The sequence below is a fragment of the Embleya sp. NPDC050493 genome (genome assembly GCF_044458105.1).
Lineage (GTDB): Bacteria > Actinomycetota > Actinomycetes > Streptomycetales > Streptomycetaceae > Embleya.
This window is the reverse complement of sequence record NZ_JBITHP010000067.1, coordinates 1-5,982: the sequence shown is the minus strand read 5'-3', so window position 1 is coordinate 5,982 and position 5,982 is coordinate 1. Positions and strand designations below refer to the sequence as shown.

The following is a 5,982-nucleotide window of genomic DNA, read 5'->3' as shown; positions in this document are numbered from 1 at the left end:
GCCGTCCGTCTTGCACACCTCGACGGTGTGCCGGTCGGCGTATCGCGATCCGTCGGACAGTTCCTCGGGAGCGGCCCGCACGCGCCGGTGAATCAGAGCGAGTTGCGGTACGGCGGCATGTAGCGCATCCGGGGCATCTGGTCGGCGAGCACACCACCGTCCACGACGATCCGGGTGCCGGTCACGTAGGACGCGGCGGGCGAGGCCAGGAAGACCACGGCGCCCGCGCACTCGTCGGGGGTCGCGTACCGTCCGAGCGGGATGCGCTCGCGGTACGCGGCCTCGAACGGCTCGCGATCGAGCGGGAATTCGCCGTCGATGGGGGTCTCGACCATGCCCGGGGCCACCGCGTTGACGGTGATCCCGTGCGGTGCCAGTTCGACCGCCAGGCTCTGCACCAGCAGGTCCACGCCCGCCTTGGAGGCGTTGTAGTGGGCCAGACCGGCCTCGGCCACGTGTGCGTTCTTCGAGGTCACCGCGATGATCCGGCCCGGCACCCGGTCCGCGATCATGTGCTCGGCGACCCGCTGGGACAGGAAGAAGACCGCGTCCAGGTTGACCGCGAACACCCGGTGCCAACTCGGCACGGTGATCTCGTTGAACCGCTCCAGCGCGGCCGTGCCCGCGTTGTTGACCAGGATGTGCAGCGGCCCGACCTCGGCCCGCAGTTCGTCCGCGTAGCCGGCGAGCCCGGCAGTGTCGGCCAGGTCGAACGGTCGGATCCACGAGGTCCGGCCGGTCGCCTCGACCAGGGCGCTCGTCCCGGTGAGATCCACGCCCGGCCGATCGGTGAGCACGACGTCGGCGCCCGCCGCCGCGAGGGCGACCGCGAACGCCCGCCCCAGGCCGCCGGCGGCGCCGGTGACCAGGGCGGTGCGATCGGTCAGCGCGAAGGTCGCCCCGGATCCGCCGACCGGTGGGGTGCCCCCGTTCCCGGGCGCCGAGGGGCCGGTCACGACAACCCCAGCAGCGGCAGCGCGTCCCGGAAGATCAATTCCTCGACCGCGTCCCGATCCAGCGGCGGCAGCCCCGGAATGCCCGGCACCGCGGCCACCGCACGCAGGCCCGCCACCGACGCGTCCACCGTGGTGAACGGGTAGTCGCTGCCGAACAGCAACTTGTGCAGCACGCCGTAGTCCTGGGCCAGCCGCAGGCTGTGCCACAGCTGGAACGGGCGGTAGTGCAGCGCGCTGACATCGGCGTACAGGTGCGGGTGCTTGCGGATCACCGCGATGCACTCGCCCTCGAACGGGTGGCCCAGATGCGCGAGCACCATCCGTAGTTCCGGATGGCGGATCGCGACCGGGTCCAGCAACCTGGGCTGGGCGTAGGCGATCGGCGCGGCCGAGACGAACGTGGTCCCGGTGTGCACCAGGATCGGCAGGCCGTTGGCCTCGGCGTAGGCGAACAGCGGGTCGTACTGCGGATCACCCGGGTCGAAGCCCGCGTACATCGGCATCAGCTTGATCCCGCGCAGGCCCAACTCCTGGTGCCCGAACCGAAGTTCGTCCTGCCAGCCGACCTGGGTCGGGTCGATGGACAGGTAGCCGATCAGCCGATCCGGTTGGCCGGCCACGTACTCGGCGACCGCCTTGTCCTCCACCCACAGGCCGCTGCGCCGGGCCTTGCCGCCGACCACGACCGTGCGGGTGTCCGCCGGGCTGGAGGCCGCGTAGTCGGCCCAGCGCACGGTCAGGTCGACCTCGCCGTCGTGCGCGCGGGCCGACTCGGCCTTGAACGCGTCGTCGAAGTCGCAGCACTGCCGGAACAGATGCGAGTGCACGTCGACGATGCCCGATCGCCGGCCACTCACGTGCGGTTCCTCTTCTCCCAGCCGTCCGAGAACATGTTCCAGAACCGGTGGGTGGGCGGGTGCTCGGCGAACACGTCGTCATTCAATTCGACGCCGAAGCCCGGCGCGGTGGGGATCTCCACATGCCCGTCGGCGGTCACCGGCAACGTGCCGCGTACCGCGTCGAAGACGAACGGCTCCAGCAGCCCGTCGAACGTCTCCAGGATCTTGAAGTTGGTGATCCCGAGCGCGGCGTGCACGGAAACCGTGGTGCACAGCGGCGAGTTCGAGTTGTGCGGGGCGACCATGATGCCGTGCGTGTCGGCGATCGCGGCCAGCTTGCGTACCTCGGTGAGGCCGCCCGCCATGGACAGGTCCGGCTGGATGATGTCCACCGCGTTCGTGGCGAACAGCTGCTTGTACTCGTAGCGGTTGTGGAAGTGCTCGCCGCCGGAGATCGGGAACGGTGCGCGGGCGCGCAGTTCCGCGTAGCGCTCGATGTGCGTCCACGGCATCGGCTCCTCGAACCAGCCGATGTCGAACGGTTCCAGGGCCCGCAGCAGTGCGGACGCGGTGGTCATCGCGAACCTGGCGTGACCCTCGACGAACAGGTCCACGTCCGGCCCGATCGCCTCGCGGACCGCGCCGACCAGCTCGACGGACTGCCGCAGTTCGGCCCGGGAGAGCTCGTGCAGGCCCGCCCCGAACGGATCGAACTTGAGCGCCGAGTAGCCCTTGGCCACGGTCTCCTTGGCCTTGGCCGCGAACACGTCGGGCTCGCGCTCGCCGTTGTACCAGCCGTTCGCGTACACCCGGACCCTGTTCCGGCAGGCGCCGCCGGTGAGGCGGTACACCGGGACGCCGAGCGCCTTGCCCATCAGGTCGTGCATGGCCTGGTCGAAGCCGGACAGCGCGATCCCGCCGATGTCGCCGCCGCGCAGGAAGTCGCCCTGGTAGAGCCGCAGCCACAGCTCCTCGGTGTCGAAGGGGTCGGCGCCGATCAGATGCCGATTCGCCAACGCCTCGGCCAGCGCGGCGGTTTCGGCGACCCGGTACGGGTGGGTGATCTCGCCGACCCCGGACAGGCCCTGGTCGGTGTGCACCCGCACGTAGCCGAAGTCGCGCCACGCGGTGCCCAGGAGCAGCGTCTCGACGTGAGTGATCCGGCCCGCCGGGCCGGTGGGTCGGGTTCGGTCGACGACCAACATCAGCGTGCAGTCCCTTCGATCGCGCCGCCCATCGTGGACGTGCCGGCCAACTCGTCGATTCCGCCGTCCTTGATCGCGTCCCGCACTGCCAGTTCGGTCGCGGCGATCAGGTGGTCGACGTCCGCGTCGGTGTGTGCGTACGAGATGTGGCTGCGCTTGAGGTTGAGCGGCAGCTCGAACACGCCGTGCTCCAGGAGCCGGCGGCGGTAGCCGATGAACAGACCGGCGTCGTTGGCGAGCAGGTCGTCGTAGCTGCGCGGCACGCCGCCGGACATGAAGTAGGTGACGAACACCGAGCCGTAGCCGGTGACCACGGCCGGGATGCCCAGCCGGGTGTACATCTCGGTCAGCCCGGTGCGGACCCGGTCGCCGAGCCGGAACACGTGCTCGTGCACCGGTTCCTCACGCAGTTTGCGCAGCGTCTCCAGGGCGGCGGCGACCACCCACGGGTGGCCGTTGTAGGTGCCGGCGAAGAACGCGGGGGCGCCGGGGAGGGTGCTGAACTGGTCCATCAGGTCGGCCCGGCCGCCGAGCGCGCCGACCGGGGCGCCGTTGGCGATGGCCTTGCCGAATGTGGTGAGGTCGGGCGTGATGCCGGCGATCTTCTGGTAGCCGCCGAGGTCGTGCCGGAAGCCGGTGATCACCTCGTCGAAGACCAGCACCGAGCCGTGTGCGGTGCACTGTTCGCGCAGCGTGCCGAGGAACTCGGGGTCGGGCAGCAGGCAGCCGACGTTGTGCGGGATCGGCTCCAGGATCACCGCGGCGATGTCCTTGCCGTGCTCGGCGAACGCGGCGCGTACCGCGGCCGGGTCGTTGAACGGCAGGACCAGGGTGGCTTCGAGCACCTCGGGCAGGATGCCGGTGGAGATCGGGTCGTGTGCGCCGACCGCCTCGGGCGAGGAGATCACGTTCAGGCTCACCGAGTCGTGCCAACCGTGGTAGCAGCCCTGGAACTTGACGATCAGTCGGCGGCCGGTGACCGCGCGGGCGACCCGCAGCGCGTGGAAGGTGGCCTCGCTGCCGGTGCTGGTGAGCAGCACCTTCTCCACCGAGGGGACCAACTCGACCAGGGTCTCGGCGAGGGTTACCTCGCCCTCGGTGACGGCCACGCCGGTCAGGTCCAGGCGGCTTGCCGCCTCGCTCACCGCGCGCCGCACGTCCGGGTCGTTGTGCCCGAGCAGCGGCGGGCCGAACGCGGAGTGGTAGTCGGTGAAGACGCGACCCTCGGCGTCGGTGAAGGTCGCGCCGCTGGTATCGGTGACGATCAGCTCGGTCAGACCCGGGATCCGGCGCTGACCGCTGTTCACCCCGCCCGGGATGACCCGAAGGGCTCGGGCGGGAAGGGAGTCGGTGGCGGCTGTGCCGACACTCATCGGTGGGCTCCTTGCGTCGTTCGTGACCGTTCGGATCCGCGGCCCTGCCAGGCCGTGGATCGCCGGCGCCATCCGCCTTCGGCACGCGTCGCAGGTGTTGCATTTGCTCTACACCGTGTTTTCTGAACACTGTTCGGCAGGACCGAACAGTCCCAGACTTTACATTTGGATGTACAAAGCAGTCAAGAGGTCCGGACCGGTAATGTGTTCTGCTATGTCGAACAGCGTTAACGAGAATGTCGAGGAGTCGAAGTACTGGGTGAAGTCCGTCGCCCGGGCCGCGGACATCCTCGAGGTGCTCTCCACACGTGGTCCGGGGGACGGCATGAGCGTCACCGAGGTCGGTCAGGCCTGCGGGATCTCCAAGAGCGCCACCTTCGGACTGCTCCAGACCCTGCGCGGCTACGGCTTCGTCTCGGACGACGGGGAAGGGATGAATCGGCGCTACCGGCTCGGAATGGGCCTGGCCCGGCTCGGTGATCGGGCCCAGTCGCAGGTGTCCCTGCGCGACGTGGCCCGGCCGGTGCTGGCCGAACTGACCAGGGAGACCGGCATGGCCGCGCGCTTCGCGGTGCCCGAGGGCGGGCTCGCGGTGGTCGTGGACCAGGTCGGCATAGAGCAGCGGGTGCGGCTGGACCTGCGGATGGGCGTGCGCGAGCTGCCGCACTGCACCGGACTGGGCAAGGCCATCCTGTCCGCGCTGCCGGAGGCCGAGGCGCGCGCGGTGATCGAGCGCTCCGGCCTGCCCCGGCGCACGTCGCACACGATCACCGACACCGCGACCCTGCTCGCGCACCTGCGCGACATCCGGCAGACCGGCTACGCGCTGGACGACGAGGAGGACGCGGACGGGATCTTCTGCATCGGCAGCCCGGTCCGCGACCACCGGGACCTGTGCGTGGGTGCGATCAGCATCACCGGCCTCAAGCTGGACCTGCCCGGCTGGCGATTCCAGGAACTGGGCCGCCAGGTCCGGGCCGGCGCGCTGCGGGTCAGCCGCGAGCTGGGCAGCACGGAGAGTGGCGAGGGTGAGGTCGGCGCCGGCTGAAAGCCGCCGGTGCACAATCGGACCGATGGGGTCGAGACGGGACGATCCGTCGCGACCCCATCGTGTTCCTCCGATCACGGACGATGAAAGTCCGCCACGAGGCCTTGACCAGGATCGTCGTGCGGGTCTACGTTCCTTGACTCATCAGGGCCCGCACGTTCGCTGCCACGAATCGTGCCCGGTTTCCGGCCCTGGGGTTGACGGTCCGTCACCGCGCCGAGCAGCCCACCCCCAGCCATCCGCCGCGCGTTTCCCACAGGTTGGGAACGCCGCATCGGCACGTGTCACGGGAAGCATCCTCACCCCCCTGCCGCCGAAGGCCGAGGTCCCGATGAGCACGTCCCCCGAAACTTCCACCACCGTTCCGACGCGGGCTCCCGCGTCCTCCCGTCGCCGGCTGCTCGCCGCGGGCGGCCTGGGCGGTCTGCTGCTGGCCGCGGCCACGACGGGCACGGCCGCCGCCTCGCCCGACGACGATCGTGACGGTGGGCGTCGCGAGTTCTCCGGCGGTGTGCCGACGGTCGCCGCGTTGTTGGACCTGGACACCCGCAAGGTGGCCCC

6 protein-coding genes are annotated in these 5,982 nt (G+C 70.2%); 2 read left to right on the top strand and 4 right to left on the bottom strand.

Annotation, left to right across the window (positions count from 1 at the left end; genetic code table 11):
• Positions 1–92 precede the first annotated feature (92 nt).
• The 4 genes from ACIBM5_RS47005 to ACIBM5_RS46990 are packed head-to-tail and all read right to left on the bottom strand — an operon-like array spanning position 93 to position 4,373.
• Positions 93–956 (bottom strand): SDR family NAD(P)-dependent oxidoreductase, encoded by an 864-nt coding sequence (locus tag ACIBM5_RS47005; RefSeq protein ID WP_396012845.1) that lies wholly within the window; start codon positions 954–956, stop codon positions 93–95.
• On the bottom strand, positions 953–1,813 hold the full coding sequence (locus ACIBM5_RS47000) for an amidohydrolase family protein (RefSeq protein ID WP_396012844.1): 861 nt from the start codon (positions 1,811–1,813) through the stop codon (positions 953–955). The genes ACIBM5_RS47005 and ACIBM5_RS47000 overlap by 4 nt, the downstream gene beginning before the upstream one ends.
• The gene (locus ACIBM5_RS46995; RefSeq protein WP_396012843.1) at positions 1,810–3,000 is read right to left on the bottom strand and encodes a mandelate racemase/muconate lactonizing enzyme family protein; all 1,191 of its coding nucleotides are present in this window, start codon (positions 2,998–3,000) and stop codon (positions 1,810–1,812) included. Before ACIBM5_RS46995 ends, ACIBM5_RS47000 begins: the two co-directional genes overlap by 4 nt.
• Entirely contained in the window at positions 3,000–4,373 is a 1,374-nt protein-coding gene (locus ACIBM5_RS46990; RefSeq protein ID WP_396012842.1) for an aspartate aminotransferase family protein, read from the bottom strand. The genes ACIBM5_RS46995 and ACIBM5_RS46990 overlap by 1 nt, the downstream gene beginning before the upstream one ends.
• A 214-nt stretch (positions 4,374–4,587) precedes the next feature.
• On the opposite strand from ACIBM5_RS46990, the gene ACIBM5_RS46985 reads away from it, so the two are divergent.
• Both ACIBM5_RS46985 and ACIBM5_RS46980 read left to right on the top strand, forming a co-directional pair.
• Positions 4,588–5,421 carry an IclR family transcriptional regulator gene (locus tag ACIBM5_RS46985; protein ID WP_396012841.1) on the top strand — a complete coding sequence of 278 codons (834 nt, stop codon included), beginning with the start codon at positions 4,588–4,590 and terminating at the stop codon, positions 5,419–5,421.
• Positions 5,422–5,752: 331 nt separating this feature from the next.
• Positions 5,753–5,982 (top strand): hypothetical protein (locus tag ACIBM5_RS46980; protein WP_396012840.1); only part of this gene is annotated, 230 nt, incomplete at its 3' end.